Raw genomic sequence first — 2596 nt, forward strand, 5'->3', positions numbered from 1 at the left:
TCTCCTTTGCTCTTTCACTTGATAGTATAGGTTGTTCAACTTTTTCTGTCCACACTTATATACTAACACCATCTATATATAAGTTCTGCAAGGGAAAGCAATATGCTTTCCCTTGTTTGATGTTTGGGAATAGACCCTATTTCGGGGTTTGTTCCCTTTTTTATTCAAATATCTTTAATGAAGGAGGTTCACACATGAACAACACAGCGTTAAGAGCAGGGGCGCAGAGCGCCAACAACACACACATGGTTTTTGCAAACGAGGAACATGAGAAGTTTTATTTTGAGAAATTGGAACAGGCGAGGTATCAGGACTGCTACCACAAGGCGTTGATTTACATTCTCGGCATATCTGAGGACACAAGGAATCATTTCAGCCAGATTTACGATATCAAGTCCGGGTACATCAAAACAGAGTGTCTGCATCAGGGCTGGCAGACAAGCGGCAGTGTCCGGGTGGTAAGGCTTGCCTTTAACCTTTACACGGACGGAACGCCAAGCATTGATGATTATAAGCGCAAGGACGAGCAGATAGGCGAGTGCAGGGGATATTCTGTAAGCGATATTTTCTGCTGCGGCTATGCAATGTACTTCTGGCAGGGCATCAAGCTCCGTTACCCGGAATACTGCCAGAAACAGCGGTCTGTTGAGGAAATCCTTGCAGAAATGGAGAAGAAACGTGCTGAAAATTCGACTGATGGGAACAAAGAATGATATTAAGTGGTTCGAGAAAATTCTGAAAAGGCAGCCCAAAGTGGCTGTGACGGAAGTTTCGGAACTGTACCGGAACAAAGGTACAAACAGGTATTACCGGGCTTATGTGGAAGTGCAGAAAGCCAACATCAAAGAAAAATCTGACTAATACGGAGGAATAAAACCATGTGTAAAGTTATAGCAATCGCAAACCAGAAAGGTGGAGTGGGCAAGACCACCACAACGAGCAATTTAGGGATCGGGCTGGCAAAACAGGGAAAAAGAGTTTTACTTATTGATGCGGACGCACAGGGGAGCCTGACCGCAAGCCTTGGCTTTACGGAGCCTGACAAGCTGGAAGTCACCCTTGCAAGCGTAATGGAAAAGGTCATCAACGATGAAGAAATGGAACCGGGCTACGGTATCTTAAAGCACGAAGAAGGGATTGACCTGTTGCCGGGGAACATTGAGCTGTCCGGCCTGGAGGTTTCCCTTGTAAACGTGATGAGCAGGGAGATCATGATGCGCTCTTATATGGATATGGTAAAGGAGCAATACGATTATATCCTGATTGATTGTATGCCCTCACTTGGCATGATCACCATAAATGCCTTTGCCTGTGCGGACAGCATACTGATACCCGTGCAGGCCGCATATCTGCCCGTGAAAGGTCTGGAACAGCTTATCAAGACCATAGGCAAGGTAAAGCGGCAGATCAATCCCAGGCTGGAGATTGAGGGCATCCTGCTGACAATGGTAGACAACCGTACCAATTATGCGAGGGATATTACAGCGCTGCTTATTGAAACGTATGGGAGCAGGGTACGGATATTTGAGAACAGCATACCGATGTCGGTAAGGGCGGCGGAAACTTCTGCGGAAGGCGTCAGCATCTACCAGCATGACCCGAAAGGCAGGGTTGCGGGTGCATACCAGTCTTTGACGGAGGAGGTGCTTGGCAGTGGGCAGTAAGGCAGGGAGTGCGTCAAAAGTCAAACTGAACACTTTTGATGATTTATTCGGCGGGGCAGAAAATACGGCGGGGGAGCAGATTATCCATGCGAAGCTGGCCGATCTACATACATTCAAAGGCCACCCTTTCCGTGTCCTCGATGATGAAAAGATGGAGGAAACCACGGAGAGCATCGGTAAATATGGTGTGCTTGTACCTGGAATTGTAAGGCCACGGGCAGGGGGCGGCTATGAGATGATAGCCGGACACCGGAGGAAACGGGGTTCTGAAAGGGTAGGGCTTGATACGATGCCCGTCATTGTCAGGGATTATACGGACGATGAAGCCACGATCATCATGGTGGATTCCAATATCCAGCGTGAGGACATTCTGCCGAGTGAGAAAGCAAGGGCTTATGCCATGAAATATGAGGCAATGAAGCATCAGGGCAGCAAAGGCGGCAGTACCCTTGACGAAGTGGGGGAAGCTGCCGGGGAGAGCGGAAAGACGGTGCAGAGGTATGTATGGCTTGCGAGGCTCTCTGACGATCTGCTTGACATGGTGGATAAGAAAAAGATAGGGATAGCGCAGGGCGTGGATATTTCTTTCCTGACAGAAGAAGCCCAGCAATGGGTGTCTGTTATCTTAGGGGAAACAGGGGCGGCAATGAACGCTTCCCAATCGGCAAAGCTGAAGGAGTATGGGAAAAGCGGAGAGCTTACGCCTGCGATGGTAAGGCTGATACTGGCGGAGGAAAAGCCGAAAGAAAAGTAACGATTAAGGGCGATAAGATCAACAGGTATTTTCCAGAGGAATACTCCAATGATGACATAGAGGGTATCATTATCCAGCTTTTGGAGGAATGGCAGAGTAAGCAGTAAAGTCCAGCTAATAAATGTCAATAGCAAAATGAGAAAAATCGAAATTATTTTTAAAGCAAAAAAGGCGCACT

Annotated in this window: 3 protein-coding genes and 1 pseudogene; all 4 read left to right on the top strand. The window is 47.7% G+C overall.

Annotation, left to right across the window (positions count from 1 at the left end):
- Window positions 1-194 precede the first annotated feature (194 nt).
- The 4 genes and pseudogenes from D7Y06_RS24655 to D7Y06_RS24670 all read left to right on the top strand — a co-directional run bounded on the left by D7Y06_RS24655 (window position 195) and on the right by D7Y06_RS24670 (window position 2525).
- Window positions 195-713 carry a DUF6075 family protein gene (locus tag D7Y06_RS24655; protein ID WP_004054508.1) on the top strand — a complete coding sequence of 173 codons (519 nt, stop codon included), beginning with the start codon at window positions 195-197 and terminating at the stop codon, window positions 711-713.
- Window positions 679-861, top strand: coding sequence for a hypothetical protein (locus tag D7Y06_RS24660; protein WP_120410118.1), 183 nt, complete (start codon window positions 679-681; stop codon window positions 859-861). The genes D7Y06_RS24655 and D7Y06_RS24660 overlap by 35 nt, the downstream gene beginning before the upstream one ends.
- Before the next feature lie 17 nt (window positions 862-878).
- Window positions 879-1664 (top strand): ParA family protein, encoded by a 786-nt coding sequence (locus D7Y06_RS24665; protein WP_120410119.1) that lies wholly within the window; start codon window positions 879-881, stop codon window positions 1662-1664.
- Window positions 1654-2525 (top strand): annotated as a pseudogene (locus D7Y06_RS24670) (ParB/RepB/Spo0J family partition protein). The gene D7Y06_RS24665 and the pseudogene D7Y06_RS24670 overlap by 11 nt, the downstream one beginning before the upstream one ends.
- Window positions 2526-2596: the final 71 nt, after the last annotated feature.

It is taken from the genome of Roseburia sp. 1XD42-69 (assembly GCF_003612565.1).
Taxonomy (GTDB): Bacteria; Bacillota; Clostridia; order Lachnospirales; family Lachnospiraceae; genus Roseburia_B.

Coding starts and splice junctions, on each gene's coding strand:
- D7Y06_RS24665 (WP_120410119.1), top strand. CDS start 879: ATGTGTAAAGTTATAGCAATCGCAAACCAGAAAGGTGGAGTGGGCAAG.
- D7Y06_RS24655 (WP_004054508.1), top strand. CDS start 195: ATGAACAACACAGCGTTAAGAGCAGGGGCGCAGAGCGCCAACAACACA.